Origin of the sequence: Olleya sp. YS (genome assembly GCF_029760915.1) — a bacterium.
GTDB lineage: Bacteria > Bacteroidota > Bacteroidia > Flavobacteriales > Flavobacteriaceae > Olleya.
Genome location: NZ_CP121685.1, coordinates 2,432,461 through 2,449,103, shown reverse-complemented (window position 1 = coordinate 2,449,103; position 16,643 = coordinate 2,432,461). Strand labels below are relative to the sequence as shown.

Annotated in this window: 16 protein-coding genes and 1 other RNA gene; 8 read left to right on the top strand and 9 right to left on the bottom strand. The window is 31.4% G+C overall.

The window, feature by feature from the left end; translation table 11 throughout:
- Positions 1–7: 7 nt before the first annotated feature.
- Entirely contained in the window at positions 8–538 is a 531-nt protein-coding gene (locus tag Ollyesu_RS11200; protein WP_279301310.1) for a hypothetical protein, read from the bottom strand.
- 178 nt (positions 539–716) lie between these two features.
- Here Ollyesu_RS11200 and xerD point away from each other — a divergent pair, with 178 nt between their 5' ends.
- On the top strand, positions 717–1,613 hold the full coding sequence (gene xerD / locus Ollyesu_RS11195; RefSeq protein ID WP_279301309.1) for a site-specific tyrosine recombinase XerD: 897 nt from the start codon (positions 717–719) through the stop codon (positions 1,611–1,613).
- Between the two features lie 101 nt (positions 1,614–1,714).
- A complete protein-coding gene (locus Ollyesu_RS11190; protein WP_279301308.1) occupies positions 1,715–2,863 on the top strand; it encodes a PAS domain-containing sensor histidine kinase in 1,149 nt (382 codons plus the stop codon).
- A gap of 31 nt (positions 2,864–2,894) precedes the next feature.
- Here the strand turns inward: Ollyesu_RS11190 and rny are convergent, their stop codons facing one another.
- The 4 genes from rny to Ollyesu_RS11170 form a co-directional block, all read right to left on the bottom strand.
- On the bottom strand, positions 2,895–4,466 hold the full coding sequence (gene rny, locus Ollyesu_RS11185) for a ribonuclease Y (RefSeq protein WP_279301307.1): 1,572 nt from the start codon (positions 4,464–4,466) through the stop codon (positions 2,895–2,897).
- Positions 4,467–4,518: 52 nt separating this feature from the next.
- A non-coding RNA gene (gene ssrS, locus Ollyesu_RS11180) (6S RNA) lies at positions 4,519–4,645 on the bottom strand.
- Between the two features lie 59 nt (positions 4,646–4,704).
- Positions 4,705–4,998: a cell division protein ZapA gene (locus Ollyesu_RS11175; protein WP_279301306.1), complete on the bottom strand. Its 294-nt coding sequence runs from the start codon at positions 4,996–4,998 to the stop codon at positions 4,705–4,707.
- A 15-nt stretch (positions 4,999–5,013) separates the two neighbouring features.
- Complete coding sequence (locus tag Ollyesu_RS11170; RefSeq protein ID WP_279301305.1) at positions 5,014–5,304, bottom strand: hypothetical protein; 291 nt, start codon at positions 5,302–5,304, stop codon at positions 5,014–5,016.
- A gap of 176 nt (positions 5,305–5,480) precedes the next feature.
- Between Ollyesu_RS11170 and Ollyesu_RS11165 the strand changes: the two genes are divergently transcribed.
- The 3 genes from Ollyesu_RS11165 (at position 5,481) to Ollyesu_RS11155 (ending at position 9,929) form a co-directional block, all read left to right on the top strand.
- Positions 5,481–7,169: a M23 family metallopeptidase gene (locus Ollyesu_RS11165; protein ID WP_279301304.1), complete on the top strand. Its 1,689-nt coding sequence runs from the start codon at positions 5,481–5,483 to the stop codon at positions 7,167–7,169.
- A gap of 9 nt (positions 7,170–7,178) precedes the next feature.
- Positions 7,179–9,644 (top strand): carboxypeptidase-like regulatory domain-containing protein, encoded by a 2,466-nt coding sequence (locus Ollyesu_RS11160; protein WP_279301303.1) that lies wholly within the window; start codon positions 7,179–7,181, stop codon positions 9,642–9,644.
- A 117-nt stretch (positions 9,645–9,761) separates the two neighbouring features.
- Positions 9,762–9,929 (top strand): Lacal_2735 family protein, encoded by a 168-nt coding sequence (locus tag Ollyesu_RS11155; RefSeq protein ID WP_279301302.1) that lies wholly within the window; start codon positions 9,762–9,764, stop codon positions 9,927–9,929.
- Here Ollyesu_RS11155 and Ollyesu_RS11150 read toward each other — a convergent pair whose 3' ends face one another.
- Positions 9,930–10,712 carry an alpha/beta hydrolase gene (locus Ollyesu_RS11150; RefSeq protein ID WP_279301301.1) on the bottom strand — a complete coding sequence of 261 codons (783 nt, stop codon included), beginning with the start codon at positions 10,710–10,712 and terminating at the stop codon, positions 9,930–9,932.
- Positions 10,713–10,751: 39 nt separating this feature from the next.
- A complete protein-coding gene (locus tag Ollyesu_RS11145; RefSeq protein WP_279301300.1) occupies positions 10,752–11,891 on the bottom strand; it encodes a cysteine desulfurase family protein in 1,140 nt (379 codons plus the stop codon).
- Positions 11,892–12,000: 109 nt separating this feature from the next.
- Here Ollyesu_RS11145 and Ollyesu_RS11140 point away from each other — a divergent pair, with 109 nt between their 5' ends.
- On the top strand, positions 12,001–12,954 hold the full coding sequence (locus Ollyesu_RS11140) for a hypothetical protein (protein WP_279301299.1): 954 nt from the start codon (positions 12,001–12,003) through the stop codon (positions 12,952–12,954).
- Here the strand turns inward: Ollyesu_RS11140 and Ollyesu_RS11135 are convergent.
- Both Ollyesu_RS11135 and Ollyesu_RS11130 read right to left on the bottom strand, forming a co-directional pair.
- Positions 12,951–13,511, bottom strand: a complete 561-nt coding sequence (locus tag Ollyesu_RS11135) for a Smr/MutS family protein (protein ID WP_279301298.1) — start codon at positions 13,509–13,511, stop codon at positions 12,951–12,953. The genes Ollyesu_RS11140 and Ollyesu_RS11135 overlap by 4 nt on opposite strands.
- On the bottom strand, positions 13,508–13,720 hold the full coding sequence (locus Ollyesu_RS11130; protein WP_279301297.1) for a hypothetical protein: 213 nt from the start codon (positions 13,718–13,720) through the stop codon (positions 13,508–13,510). Before Ollyesu_RS11130 ends, Ollyesu_RS11135 begins: the two co-directional genes overlap by 4 nt.
- 67 nt (positions 13,721–13,787) lie before the next feature.
- Here Ollyesu_RS11130 and Ollyesu_RS11125 point away from each other — a divergent pair, with 67 nt between their 5' ends.
- Both Ollyesu_RS11125 and Ollyesu_RS11120 read left to right on the top strand, forming a co-directional pair.
- Positions 13,788–14,807: a tail fiber domain-containing protein gene (locus Ollyesu_RS11125; RefSeq protein WP_279301296.1), complete on the top strand. Its 1,020-nt coding sequence runs from the start codon at positions 13,788–13,790 to the stop codon at positions 14,805–14,807.
- Between the two features lie 17 nt (positions 14,808–14,824).
- Positions 14,825–16,606 carry a T9SS type A sorting domain-containing protein gene (locus Ollyesu_RS11120; RefSeq protein WP_279301295.1) on the top strand — a complete coding sequence of 594 codons (1,782 nt, stop codon included), beginning with the start codon at positions 14,825–14,827 and terminating at the stop codon, positions 16,604–16,606.
- The last annotated feature ends 37 nt before the right edge of the window (positions 16,607–16,643 follow it).

Genomic DNA, 16,643 nt, shown 5'->3' with positions numbered 1-16,643 from the left:
TTAAATACTAGAAATATAGTGCAAATCCTACATTAAATTGAAAAATACCTTCATCTGTAAAATCTTCATTTAAAGAGTGGTTATAACGTAATCCAGGCTCTATAGAAACATTATTTCCAATAAACCAAGCATAACCTGCTCCGATTCCTAACCACATTGGGTTTTCTGTAGCATCTTTTATTGAAGCACCAGTTAAATCTAGTGTTACAGGAATCATGCTATTTACATAATACTTACCTCCAATTCTGTAAGAAAAAGTAGAAGTATCACCTAAATCTGTAGACACACCACCATAACCTAAACCAGCTTTAATAGCTAAATCATCAATAACAAAATAACCTCCATCTAAACCGATGTTGTAAGAGGTAACTCCGTCTGAAGTAGATAAATAAAACCCCGTGTTACCTAACATTGCATTACCAGTGTTAGCTTCAATTAACCACTTACCTTCAGCAGTTTGTCCTGAGTCTGAATCTTGAGCATTGACAGAAGTCAATCCAAATACTGCTACTGCAGCAATCATTAATAATTTTTTCATAATTAAATTAAGTTTATTTGATTAATAGAACGAAGCTAAGCAATAATTTAATATTAATTTAAGGTTGTTAACAAGTTATTAACAATTTTATCAACATAAATTTTCTTAATGTTTGGTTTTCAATATATTATAAAATCATTTATTTTTTCTGCTCTTAAAATATTATCTTTATACTTATATGACGTGGAAACAGGCAATAACAGATTACACTTTATATCTTAAAATTGAAAGAGGTTTATCGGACAATACTATTAAAAGCTATGTGTTAGATGTTAATAAGCTTATTGAATATATAGATGCTAACAACATAATTGCTACACCAATTACGGTAAACAGCAACAATATTAAACAATTTGTTTATCATGTTGCAAAAACTTTAAGTGCTAGGTCGCAATCGCGTTTAATATCTGGACTTAAAGGATTTTTTAGTTATTTAGTTTTTGAGGATTACAGAAATGACAACCCTTTGGACACAATAGATTCGCCAAAAATTGGTAGAAAATTACCTGATACTTTAAGTGAAGTAGAAATAAACCAACTTATAAACGCTATAGATTTAAGCCATCCGCAAGGCGAACGTAATAGAGCTATATTGGAAGTATTATATAGTTGCGGATTACGTGTTAGCGAACTAATTAATCTCAAAATTTCAGATTTATATTTTGATGAAGGGTTTATAAAAGTAACTGGAAAAGGACATAAACAGCGCTTTGTACCCATTATAGATGACACTCAAAAATATATAAGTATTTATAAAAATCAAGTTAGAGTACATCTAAATATTTATCCAGATCATCAAGATATTTTGTTTTTAAACAGAAGAGGAAAACAATTAACAAGAGCGATGATCTTTACAATAATTAAGAATTTAGCAATAAAAATTAATTTAAATAAGACTATTTCTCCTCATACGTTTAGACATTCATTTGCTACACATTTGCTAGAAAATGGTGCCGATTTAAGAGCCATACAGCTTATGTTAGGTCATGAAAGTATAACAACTACAGAAATATATACGCATCTAGATAGAAGTCATTTAACAACAGTTATTAACCATTTTCATCCTAGAAAGTAGCTCTTTTTATCGGATTTATTTGTTTTTAATCGGCATATTTAACTATATTTGCTTTGTCTATTAGACTGAATCCCTAAACTAACTTGATTAAAAACTTACTTATGTCAGAGTTATTTGATGGTTTTCACTTCAACCCAAATGCACCACATTTTGAAAATGTAAAATGGCAATTGGCTTTAGAAATATCTAAAGTTGGTATTTGGGACTATAGTGCTACTAATAATCAAGTTTTCTTTTCTAAACCCTCCAAAGCTATTATTGGCTTTGAAGATGATGCTGATTTTGGAAAAAACCCAAACGATTGGAATGATCGTGTACATCCTGAAGACAGAGATAAATATTTTCAAGACTTTAAAGATCATTTAAATGGTTTAAATCCTATTTATGAAAATAAGCATAGAGTGCAACATAAAAATGGATCTTACCGATGGATTCTAGATAGAGGTCAAATTATAGAAAAGGACACATCTGGTGAAGCAACTAGAATTATTGGAACGCATGTAGACATTACTGAATATGCAGAGAATGAACAAAAAGTCCAACAAACACTAGATTTAGTGGTTAGACAAAATAATAAGCTACAAAATTTTGCACATATAGTTACCCATAATCTAAAACAACATGCAGGTAATTTTGAAAGTTTGTTAGGCTTTTATAAAGATGCTGAATCAATAAATGATAAAGAAGAAGTTATAGATTATCTAAATACGTTATCAGATTCTTTAACAAAAACGATTAATAGCTTAAAAGAAATTGTTTCAGTTCAATATAACAAAAACACCGAAATTTCTAAACTTTATCTCGCCAAAGAATTAAATAGTATTATACAAAGCTTAAACTTTGTTATTACTAAAAACAACGCAACAATAAATAACAATATAGACCCAAAGTATTATATTTATTATAACCATTCTTATTTTGAGAGTATTTTTCAAAACTTACTGTCTAATGCCATAAAGTACAAGCATCCAAATCGTGATCCCATTATCAATGTTAATTTAGAACAAGCTAATAATGAGCTAATTATTACAGTAGAAGATAATGGTATTGGTATTGATTTAGAAAAATATGGTAATTCTATTTTTGAGCTTTATAAAACCTTTCATAATAATCCAGAAGCGGAAGGTGTGGGATTATATTTAGTCAAAAGTCAAATTGAAGCCTTTAATGGTCACATTGATATTGACAGTAAAGTCAATAAAGGCACGACATTTATTATCACGATACCTAACAAAAAAATCCAGCAGTAAGCTGGATTTTTTAATATATACTTTTTAGAAATTATTTTGCAATATTAACTGCTCTAGTTTCTCTAATTACTGTTACTTTAACTTGTCCAGGATACGTCATATCTGTCTGGATTTTTTGTGAAATACTAAATGATAAATCCGCAGCATTTTGGTCACTAACTTTTTCACTTTCTACAATCACACGTAATTCTCTACCTGCTTGTATAGCATACGCTTTTTTAACTCCATTAAACCCAAATGCAATGTCTTCTAGATCTTTTAAACGTTGTATGTAACTATCTAAAACTTGTCGTCTAGCTCCAGGACGTGCTCCAGAAATCGCATCACATACTTGTATAATTGGTGATAATAAAGATTTCATTTCAATCTCATCGTGGTGTGCTCCAATCGCGTTACAAACATCTGGCTTTTCGCCAAATTTTTCTGCCCATTGCATACCTAAAATAGCGTGAGGTGTTTCCATATCAGCTTCAGCATCTGGTACTTTTCCTATATCATGCAATAGTCCTGCACGCTTAGCTAATTTAGGATTTAAGCCTAACTCTGCAGCCATAACGCCACAAAGTTTTGCTACTTCACGTGAGTGCTGCAATAAATTTTGTCCATAAGAAGAGCGATATTTCATACGACCTACCATTTTTATCAATTCTGGATGTAATCCATGAATTCCTAAATCGATAACTGTACGTTTACCAACTTCGATTATTTCTTGTTCTATTTGTTTTTGCGTCTTTTTAACTACTTCTTCAATACGTGCTGGATGGATACGACCATCTGTGACTAATTTATGAAGCGATAAACGTGCAACCTCTCTTCTAACCGAATCAAAACAAGATAATATAATAGCTTCAGGTGTATCGTCTACGATAATCTCTACTCCTGTTGCTGCTTCAATTGCTCTAATATTACGTCCTTCACGACCAATTATACGTCCTTTTACATCATCGCTTTCAATATTAAATACAGACACACAGTTATCTACTGCTTCTTCAGTACCAATACGTTGGATGGTATTTATAATAATCTTTTTAGCATCTTGTTGAGCAGTTAATTTAGCTTCTTCCATTTTGTCTTGGATGTAAGCCATAGCATCACTTTTAGCTTCTCCTTTTAAAGATTCAACTAATTGTGTTTTTGCTTCTTCAGCAGATAAACTAGAAATAACTTCTAATTGTTCTACTTGACTTTTATGTAATCTATCTAGCTCTTCTTGCTTTTTTTCTAAAACATCTAATCTATGATTGTAGTCTTTTACTTTGTCTTCAATATCGACGTTTAGCTTTTTGTTTTTAGATAACTCACTAGATATTTGAGATTCTTTATCTCTTATTCTTTTTTCGGCATCTGCCATTTTTTTATCACGAGATAAAATGACCTTTTCATGCTCTGCTTTAAGCTCTAAAAACTTTTCTTTTGCTTGAAGTATTTTGTCTTTTTTGATACCCTCTCCTTCTACATTAGCCTCTTTGATGATACCAGCTGCAGATTTTTTTGCACTTTTAATAAGCTTTGATGCGTTATTGCGCTCTAACACTTTAGCTATTATAAATCCAATTATGGCTCCTATTGCAATACCTGCAATTATTAAAATTGTATTATCCATTTTTGATTGTTTATATATATAAAAAAAGCCTACACTAATTTTGGTTTTGTATAAACTCCTTAAAAACAAGTTTAGGGCTAACAAGCTGATCAATAATCTGCCTAAATAGCAATAAATTACTATTAGCAGCACGCTTTTACAGCTTAAAACTCACCCTTTTTAAAGAATTAACGTTGAGTTTATCAAAAAAATAATTAATGTAGGCAGTAACCTAATATTGTTATGTTATAAGAACGTATTATAAACTAAGATGTGATTGTAACATATCATTCAAAGCTTCTAGCTTATCCTGAACATGCTCTGTCACTTGGTTATTATCTATCGCTTTCTGCTCTACTTGACTTGCAAATTGTAAAGCACACATAGCTAATACATCTTGCTTATCTCTAACAGAATAGCTTTGCTCAAATTGTGTAATCATAGCCTCAATCTTCTTAGCTGCTAAACGCAATCCTTCTTCTTGACTAGGTGCAATAGTTAATGGGTAGACTCTATTTGCTATAGATAATTTTATTTTAAGCGTGTCTGCCATAAAAACTATGTAACATTAACTTGACAACTGACTTATGCAATGGTCTATGTCTCTAATTAATGTATTTATTTTGAGCTTTGTTTCTCGTTTATCGTTGTCACTGCCTAGTATGGTATTAGCCATTTTTAAAGTGTTATACTTTTCGTGCCAAGTCTCTAATTCTAAATCCTTTGCAACGATTTTAGATTGAGATTGTTCTAGAGCTTCTTTAAGCTTTGCGTTTTCTAGTTTTAAAACTTGTTGTCTATGTAAGACTTTACTAATTTTATTTTCTAGAGCATCAACAATGGTTTCAATCTTACTCATGAACTAATACTAATACTTATCTTACAAAGTTAATCAAACCATAATACTTTACAATTAATTTTTCATAAAATTTTAAATACATTTTAATATATCTCATTTTCAACAGTATGGCTTAGTCTTTGATTTTACTTTGGTATTTAAAAGCTTATTTCTATTTTAGCAGTAACCATTGATTTATGCGATATACACTTATTTTTTTCTTTTTATTTACTTTTTTTAGTCAAGCCCAAGACATTTATCCTCAAGATTATTTTAGATCTCCTTTAGATATAGAGCTAGTATTATCTGGTACTTTTGCTGAGCTTAGAAGTAATCACTTCCACTCTGGATTAGATATTAAAACAAAACAACGCGTAGGATTAAATGTCTATGCGACTGCTAGTGGTTATGTTAGTAGAATCAAGGTGTCACATTACGGTTACGGAAAAGCGGTTTATATAACGCATCCAAATGGTTATGTAACTGTTCATGGTCATCTACAAAAATTTTCTGATAAGATTGAAGCCTATGTTAAAAAGCATCAATATGAAAAAGAAAGTTTTGAAATTGAATTATTTCCTGATTTAAATGATCTAATTGTTACAAAAGGCGAAGTCATTGCTTATTCTGGAAATACTGGTGGTTCTGGTGGTCCTCACCTCCATTTTGAAATCAGAGACAATCAAGAAAGACCCATTAATCCCTTGTTATTTGGTTTAAAAGTTAAGGACTCTAAAAAACCTTTAGTTAGTAGCGTTTACGCGTATCCAATTAATGATTTATCGCACGTCAATGGATCTAATCTTAAGCAAAAACTACGTCTCATTCCTCTTAAAAATGGGAATTATAAAACTGAAGATTTAACAGCTTACGGTAAAATAGGATTTGCAATTAATACAATAGATAGACAAGATTTGGCTGCCAATAAAAATGGCGTTTTTAAAATTGAAACCTTTTACAATGGGATGCAAAACTTTACTATAGATTTTAGAAAGTTTTCGTTTAACGAAACTAAGCATCTCAACCGATTAATTGATTATAAACATTTTAAAGACGAAAAAGAACGTTTGCAAAAACTATTTTTAGATAGTAATAATCCATTAAGTATTTATGATAATATCATTGATGATGGCTATTTAATTATTTATGACACTTTATCTAATGTCTATAAAGTTAAAATAACAGATTTTGAAGGCAATCAGACCAATATTGACATTAATATCAAAGGTGTTGACAAACAACCCAATGATATTGCCGAAACATTTACATCACCATATTACGTCAAAACTAGTGAAGTAAATGTGCTAGAGGATCAAAATATAAAAGTAGAGTTTCCTAAGCAAACGTTTTATGACGATTTTTTTATAGATTTTAAAGTTAATGGTGATACCTTAAAATTAGACGAAAATAATAAAGCGGTCAAAAAGTACTTTAAAATATCTTATGATGTAAGCAGCTATTCAACTGAAGATTTAAAACAACTATACATTGCTCGTTTAGTCGGTTGGAATAATTTTTTAAGTTACTCTTCCACTAAACACGAAAAAAACACATTATACACAAGAACTAAAAATCTTGGAACGTATTGTCTAGCAAGAGATACCGCAAAACCAACGATTACACCTGTTAGTTTTAAAGATGGACAATGGTTAAGTAAATACCGCTTTTTAAAAATTAAAATAGAAGATAAAGAGTCTGGTATTTCTAATTATAGAGCCACAATAAATGACCAGTGGATATTAATGGAATACGATTATAAAACAATGACCTTAACATACGATTTTAATGATAAAGTCGTTACTGATACTAAGAATAATTTAAAAGTCATTGTGACAGATAATGTAGGAAATAGCAGTACATTTGAAGCAAGCTTTTTTAGAAAATAAATTATCACTTTGAAACAATCTAACTATACCTTTAAACTACTCGCTTTTTTATTCCCTTTATTTTGTTTAGCCCAAACAGGAACTTTAAAAGGAGTTATATTAAATGAATTTAACCAACCTTTAGACGCTGTCAATATTAAAAGTGATGACCTTGGAACACAAACCAACCAAAACGGTTACTACGAATTAAAAATACCAGCAAACACAGATATAAAAGTCGTGTTTTCTCATGTTTCGCATAAAAATATTATTGCAACGTTCAACTTGAAAAATGGTGAAAGCTTAACGTTTAATCCAATAATGAAAGAAAATGTGGAACAAATTGAAACCATCATTATTAACGGTAAAAAAAGAAAAGATGTAGAAGGGATTGTTAATATTGATCCTGCTACATTAATTAAAATTCCTGGAGCGCAAGCTGGTGTTGAAAATTTATTAAAAACATTGCCTGGTGTTAGTAGTAATAATGAACTAAGTACACAATATTCTGTAAGGGGAGGAAATTATGACGAAAATTTAATTTATGTCAATGGTATTGAAGTCTACAGACCTTTTCTAATCCGATCTGGACAACAAGAAGGCTTAAGCTTTGTTAATTCAGATTTAGTACAAAATGTCGATTTTTCTGCTGGAGGATTTCAAGCTAAATATGGTGATAAATTATCTTCTGTTTTAGATATTACTTATCGTAAACCTTTTGAAAATGGAGTTGCTGTAGATGCTAGTCTGTTAGGCGCAAGTGTAGCGATAGAAACTGCAAGCCAAGATTCTAAATTTACTGGTATTGTTGGCTTACGTTACAGAGATAATAGTTTATTAGTTAATGCTAAAGAAACAGAAACTAACTTCAACCCTACTTTTGTAGATGCACAAAGTTATTTAACCTATCAGTTTACAGATAAGTTAGAGATAAGCTTTTTAGGAAATGCGTCTCTAAATAAATACAATTATATACCACTAACGCGTCAAACCAACTTTGGAACTTTAGACAATCCACTAGCTTTGGTTGTTCAATACCAAGGTCAAGAAAAAGACCGTTACCAGACCTTATTTGGAGCTTTAAGTGCAAATTATGATGTTAATGATGATTTATCTGTTGCATTAGTCACATCGACCTATCACACTACTGAAGAAGAGTATTTCGATATTTTAGCTCAATATGCTTTAGGAGAAGTTAATAGTAATATTGGAGATGAAAATTTAGGAGAAGTAGAATTTGCAGAAGGTATTGGTAGCCAATTAAATCATGGTCGTAACGACTTAGATGCCTTAATAACCAATATTGAAGCCAAAGGAACATATACAAAAAATGAAAACGAATTTAAGTTTTCTGTAAAATATACTAACGAGGATATTCGTGACCGATTAGTAGAATGGGAAGTTATTGACTCTGCTGGATTTTCAATAAATCCACCTAGTTCGGATGCGTTTAATGATCAACCTTACACACCATATGAAGGACCATTAGAAGCCTTCCAAAATGTAAGAGCTAGAAATAATACTACCATTACAAGATTACAAGCCTATCTGCAATGGAGTAAACGAAGTACTATTGGTGATCATGATGTTTGGTATAATGCAGGTGTAAGAAACCATAGTTGGACGGTTAACGATGAAGCTACTAATCAAGAAGTGACACAATCTGTATTTAGTCCACGTGCACAATTTGCCATCAAACCCAATTGGGATTTAGACATGCTATTTAGAATTAGTGGTGGATTATACTATCAACCACCTTTTTACAGAGAATTGCGTGACCAAAATGGAGTCGTGCAACCTAGTGTAAAAGCACAAAAATCTGTGCATCTAGTATTAGGTAACGATTATAGTTTTAAAATGTGGGACAGACCTTTTAAATTAACTAGTGAAGCGTATTATAAAAAATTAACAGACGTAAATCCTTACACCCTAGAAAACGTACGAATTAGATATCGTGCCAATAACAATGCAGAAGCATTTGCTTATGGATTGGATTTAAGGTTAAACGGAGAGTTTGTTCCTGGAACAGAAAGTTGGTTTAGTTTTGGGTATTTAAAAACTGAAGAAAATATTAATAACAGAGGTTACATCGCACGTCCAACAGACCAACGTTTAAAATTTGCTGCGTTGTTTCAGGATTATGTACCAAACATACCAAGCATGAAAATGTATTTAAACTTAGTGTATAATACAGGGTTACCTGGTGGATCACCAAGTTATGCAGACCCTTATGTGTTTCAAAGTAGGCTTCCGGATTATAAACGTGCAGATATTGGTTTTCAGTTTGTGTTAGTAGACAAAGACAAGCAATTTGATAGTGGATGGAAAAAACCATTTAAAGATTTATCCTTTGGTTTCGAGATTTTTAATGTGTTTAATGTACAAAACTCTATAACAAATACTTGGGTTAGAGACGTGTATAGTAAACGTCAATATGCTATACCAAATTACTTAACACCTCGTGTATTTAATGTAAGGACTACAATGCGTTTTTAATTTAAAAGAATCTTAAATTTTTATAATAAACACAAAATTTGGTTAATGTCTAGTTAATTAACAAATCCTTATAAAACTTAGTTATAACAAGCGTTATCTTTGAAAATAAAAAAGATTATGTTTGGAATATTTAAAAAGAAAAGTCAGCTAGATAAGCTTCAAGAGCAATATAGAAAACTATTAGAAGAATCTTATAAATTATCAACTACTAACAGAAGTGAAAGTGATAAAAAACAAGCTGAAGCACAGTCAATACTTCAACAAATAGAAATCTTAAAACAATAATTATCGTTTTGTATTTATAAATTGTATGGTAGTGGTATTAAATAATTTAGGTTGCTCTACATTAACCACATGACCACATTGTTCTACAACATACAAAATAGCTGTCGTGTGCGATTTAACTATAGCTTTGATAGATGGTAAAAACAAATGATCTTCTGCTCCCATGACGTATAAGGTTGGAATTTTAATGTCCTTTGCTCTAAAAAAACGAAGTAAGGGATTAATTTCTGAAGTCAACTTAAACCATCTTATAAACTCCTTTTGATACAGTTTTTTAGCTTCGTTTACAAAAAGTAATCTAGACGATTTATGGTTTTTTCTTGGCATAATAATAAATGCAAAAAACTTATATAGATACATATAAGGCACAACACTTTTAAAAACAACACCAAGCTTCATGAGTATTTGAGAGCGCATATCTAATTTCATAATAGCACCACCAAGTATCATGCTTTTTACACGTTTGGGATGCTTTTCGGCTAAGTTTCGTATTAAAATAGTACCTAACGAAATACCTACAAAGTGAGAGGTTTCAATTTTTAAATAATCAATGACTTCTAAAATATCATTAGTTATCGAATCAAAAGTGTATTTGGAATTAAAGGTGTCTTTTAGTTTAGGCTTACTGTTTCCGTGACCACGCAAATCCAATATAAGCACGTTAAATTGAGATTTAAAATCTCTAATCTGTTTATACCAAATAGAGCTGCTTCCTCCTGCTCCATGAACAAAAGTGACCCATTCGATGGACTTAGGATGCAAGTATGTAGAATAGTTGAGCAATAGTTTTTTTATGAAGTATAAAAATACGACATAAAAACCCTAAACAAATTCTTTTAACACCTCGATAACATAATCAACTTCATCTTTAGTGTTGAATTTGCTAAATGAAAAACGCAAAGATGGTTTTTGCATATCCTCATAACATAAAATCTGAGATAACACATGACTACCTTTAGCACTACCACTCTGGCAAGCACTACCCTTAGAACATGCTATACCCTTTAAATCTAATTGAAACAATAATATTGGTGCTTTCTCTGGTGCAATGGGTAAACACACATTTAAAACGGTATAACTACTTTTTTCAAAATTAGCACAACTACCATTAAATGTTACTTCTGGGAAGTTAGCTTGTAATTGTTGTATAAAATATTTTTTTAGGTCAATGATATATGCCTTTTCTTCTTCTAAATTATCATAAGCTAATTTTAAAGCTTCTTCTAATCCTACTATATTATGTACTGCTTCTGTACCAGCTCTGTAACCACGTTCCTGCTCTCCTCCAAAAATTAAAGGTTTTAATCCGGAATTTTTTCTAACAAAAGCAAAACCAACCCCTTTTGGTCCATGAAATTTATGTGCACTTACTGCCATAAAATCTATTGATATTTCTTGTAAGTCTAATTTATAATGACCAACAGATTGTACAGTATCGCTATGGAACATAGCATCATTTGCTTTACATAACTCGCCAACACGTTTAATGTCCAATACGTTTCCAATTTCGTTATTAACATGCATTAAACTAACTAAAGTTTTTTTAGAAGATTGTAGTAGTTCCTCCAAATGGTTATAATCGACATGACCATTGTCATCTAAATCAACATACTTTACAACTATTCCGTACTCTCGCTCTAATTGCTGCACAGTATATAATACTGCATGATGCTCTATTCTAGAAGTGATAATTTTTTTGACACCCAAGTCTCTTACAGCACTTAATAGCGCTAAATTATCGGCTTCCGTCCCACCTGAGGTAAAAATAATTTCTGATGCGGAGACATTTAAATAACTTGCAACCGTTTTTCTAGCTTGTTCAACCATTGCTTTGGCATTACGACCAAAACTATGGGTAGATGATGCGTTACCGTAACAGTCGTGCATCACTCGTGTCATTTTTTCTATAACTTCTGGTCTTAACTGCGTGGTTGCAGCACTATCAAAATAAACAGATTTCATTGTGTTTTGCTATTAATGGGCACAAAAATAGTTTAAATAAAATTAATTGCCATAAGCAGCGTTATAAGTTTGACAATTCTATTATTTTTGTCTTTTAAACTTTAAAATAATGCGTAAACTTTCTGTTTTATTTCTCTTTGTGTTTAGCTTAACATCTTGTGATGATGGTGATATTATTACTACTGAATTGACGTTTGACGACACCTTTCAGGCTTGTGGTGATTTAGTTTTATATAAAGTGAAAACAGATCCTAATGAAACTTTATCGTTGCAATTAAGTAACGCTAATTTTACTATGGCTGATCTAATTTTAACTGAACCAATCTCTAATGGAAGTTTAGTCGAACAATTACAAGCTAATGAGACTACAGAGTTTTCTGTTGCTGGCGCATTGAAATATAGAAGTTATACTAGTGATCCTTCAAACTTTTTTTGTAATGATGTACCACCAAACGGAATACAAATAACCCAAGAGTTTACCTCTACTAGCGGAACAGGAAAATTTACTATGGAATTAGTTGAAGATGATAATGACGGAGTTCCTGCTGAAATGGAAGACATAAACGGAAATGGGGATTTGTATGATGATGATACAGATGGAGACTTAATACCTAATTTTTTGGATGTGGATGATGATGGTGATAATGTATTAACCGTAACCGAATTAACCGATTTTGATGGTAACGATGATGACGATAATCCATTAACTAATCCTGAAGACACTGATGGTGACGGAATACCAAACTATCTAGATGATGACGATGATAATGATAGCGTACCAACTAGAAATGAAGAAGGTAATTCTCAAGATAACAATCCAACTAATGATATTTCAGATAACGATTTTGGTCCCGATTATCTAAATCCTGTTTTTACTTTTGATTTTGCACCAACGTCGTTTAGAGAACATACCATCCAGCAAAAATTTACTGTAAATTTATTATTAGAAAACATCCAGTTTCCTGAGATTATATACGACGAAACAGATTTTGGAACATTAACCACAGTAGATGGTGTTGATATTTTAAATGATGAAAGGACAGTAACACCTCCTTTTATTTAATTAGTTTTTGGGTTTTGCATAATATAGACTTCTGTTGCTCCAAATCCATATTTTTTATAATCGGCTTCATAAAATTTGACATTGTCATATCTGCTAAAAAGTGTTTCTAATTCCATTTTTAAAACACCTTCTCCTACTCCGTGAATAAAAACTATTTTCTGGATACGCTTGCGTATGGCAAATTCTAACTGTTGTCGTGCAGTGTCTAATTGAATGGTTAATTTATCGTAATTAGTCATACCTCTTTCATTATCTACCAAATGGTGCAAGTGTAAATCTACTTCCATAGTTGGCAGATAACGTTCTTTAGGCTTGACTTTGGTAGTCGAGTGTCGCTTTTTTTCTGTTTTCTCGGATAATACCTGTTGAATGGATGCAGAATCAAAAGTCTTATCGATTAGAGTTGCAGATTTTGTTTTTATAAGTTCTGATGCCTTAAACTCTAATTCAAACCCCTCATCGGTTTCAATAGTAATAGTATTACCAATTATTGAAATGATTGTACCTGACAAAACATCATCCAAAACATCTACGGTATCTCCAATTTTTAACGTCATTCTTCTTCGTCTAAAGGTTCAGATTCTACAAAGCTATCTTTTTCTTTTTTACTTGGTATGGTAGCTTGTAATTTAAAAACACCAAACATTAATGTTATGATACCCAAAATTAGAACCAAAAGGTTCTGCTCTTCGTTAGCATTGGCGTAAATAGCTATTACTGCGCCAATTAGGATTAAAAAATAGTACTTAGTAGGATTTTTCAGCATTTTGTCCAATTAAATTTAAAAGTCATCAAATAATATGTAATTTAATAATAACCTAAAATGTATTGCTATGTACAAATTTAATCTTTTTACAAGAGGGTTGATATTAATTATCATTTTAAATATCCCTCAAATCTCAAAATCTCAAGTTGGTATAGGTTTAACTAATCCTACTGCACAATTAACGGTTAATGAAGACGCTATTTTTAATGAATCTGGAGGAGATAATGACTTCAGAATTGAAAGCGACACACAAGCTAATATGTTTTTTGTAGATGCAAGTACCAATAGTATTGGTGTAAACACCAACACACCAGCGTCTCAATTTCAAATTGTCAACAACGGTAATATTGGTGCCAATGCACTTGCAGATAGCTCCAATTCTGGTATAGATGGTGTAGCATTATCTGGTTTCAATTCTAGTACTACTAATGGCTATAACTCAATAGAAGGTATTACAAATTATAGTGGAACCGCTTTTATACCAGCAGGTGTTTTTGGTTTGGCAATAAATGCATCATTAACTTCTTTAGCAAATGGAGTGTATGGGTTTTCTAATGGTAGAGATGGTATTGGAGTATTTGGTGGCAGACTTAATGGAACTGGTGTTACTGGTTGGGGAGGATTATTTATTAATGATTTAGGCTACACTGGTTTTTTTGGAGCAGCGTCTGATAGAAAACTAAAAACAAATATTAATACACTTCAGAATAGTTTAAGTATAATTAATCAGTTAAATCCTGTAACGTATAACTTTAACTTAGATAAGTACCCAAATATGGGATTGAATACAGAAATGGAGTATGGTTTTATAGCCCAAGAAATAAAAGATATTTTACCAGAAATTGTTAGAAATAAAAAATTGAACTTAAATGCGTCAAAAGAAATTATTCCTAATGAAGTAAATAGATCAAATATTCAGGAATTTTTGGTTATGGACTATACTAGACTAATACCTATTTTGACTAGAGCCATTCAAGAGCAACAAACCATAATTGAAACTCAAAACTCCAAAATTGAAACTCTTGAAACAAAATTAGAGTCGTTAGAACATAAAGTCAATACCCTTATTGAAACTAATCAAGATTAAATAATTTGTTTAATACAATGAAAACAAAAATTACCTTTTGGTTTTTCTTATTAGCATTCTACTTTAGTTTTGCTCAACTCACCGTGAGAAATAGTGCTTACGTATTTGTAACTGATGAAGTTGTTTTTGTTGAAGATGATGTCAATCTAACTGAAGCCACCACTCGTTTTTATTTAAGAGATGAAGCTCAGCTTGTTCAAGGTATTGGAAATACTGGTAATTCAGGACAAGGTCTTTTAAGTGTATATCAAGAAGGAACAGTACATAATTATGCTTATAATTATTGGTGTTCTCCTATTGGAAATGTTACCGCTAATTCTGTTGGGAATCGGACGTTTACACCCAATCTAAACCTATATGATGTGGTAGATTTAACTAACAGTAATTTAGCAGGATATAGTACAACAGCATATAACGGAACAAGTAGTCCACTAAATATTGAAAGCTATTGGATCTGGAAATATGATCCAGGCATTGCTTACAGCGAATGGGATTATGTAGGAGAATCTGGAACAGTAGATGCTGGTTATGGCTTTACCATGAAAGGGACTGTTGGCTCTACACCTGCTTCTGGACAACAATATGATTTTAGAGGAAAGCCTAATGAGGGCAACATTAATACATCTATTGTCTTGGGTGAAGACACATTAATTGGTAACCCTTATCCATCTGCATTGGATTCAGCATTATTTATTCATGATGCTAATAATATTCCGTTATTAGATACTGCTAGTTTATATTTTTGGGAACAAGACCAATCTATAAGTTCTCATTTGTTAGTCGATTACAGAGGTGGTTATGCTGCTTTTACAATAAATGCTGCAGGTACTGTACCCTCTTTTGTACCTGCTACTTTTGACTCCTATAATACGGATGGAACTCTAAACACTACTGGTTCTAGCTCTACTTCAGGTAAACAAGTTAGACGATATATTCCAATTGGTCAAGGGTTTATGGTTACTGGCGCAGCGTCTGGTACAGTATTGACATCAGACAGTCATCGAGCATTTTACAGAGAATCTGGTACGGATAGTGAGTTTTTTAGATCTTCACAAAACCAAGAAAATATAACCAACACAACACAATATAACTCTGATGGGTTAGTAATTGTACCATCAGATTTTAAACGCTTTAGATTAAATGTAGATTTTAATAATCTGTATACACGTCAGTTATTACACAATTTTCACAATACAGCTTCTTCTGGTGAAGATTATGGTTTAGAAAGCAAGGTGTTTGGACCATTATTTTCTGATGCTAATTGGATACAAAATAATGAAGCATTAGTGACTCAAGCCAATGCGTTTGATATTAATTTAACCATTCCTTTAGTTTTAAAATTAGACGAACAGCAATTGGTAAGATTCAGAATTTTTGATATTCAAAATTTTGATAGCAATCAGCCTATTTATATTCATGATTTGGATAATGAAACATACGTTGATTTAAGACAACAACATTTTGAAATTAACTTACCTAATGGACAATACACTAATCGTTTTGAAATTACTTTCCAAGAGTCTAATACATTAAGTAATCAAGATTTTATAGAAGAATTTGTAACTGTTTCACAAGACAATTTAAATCAAGAATTAGTTATTAAAAACCCAAATGCTATAACAATACAAACAATTAAACTTTACGATGTAATAGGCAAACAAGTACTAAATATAGGGCTTGATAAAAATGATACACGAATAACTGTTTCTACCACATCTTTTAGTGATGGCGTTTATATTGCAAAAATAAAAACTGAAGATGGTCAAATTTTAAGCAAAAAAATAGTAGTTAAAAATTAACTTCTTTAATACTATTCTAATAAAAAAGGATGAAACA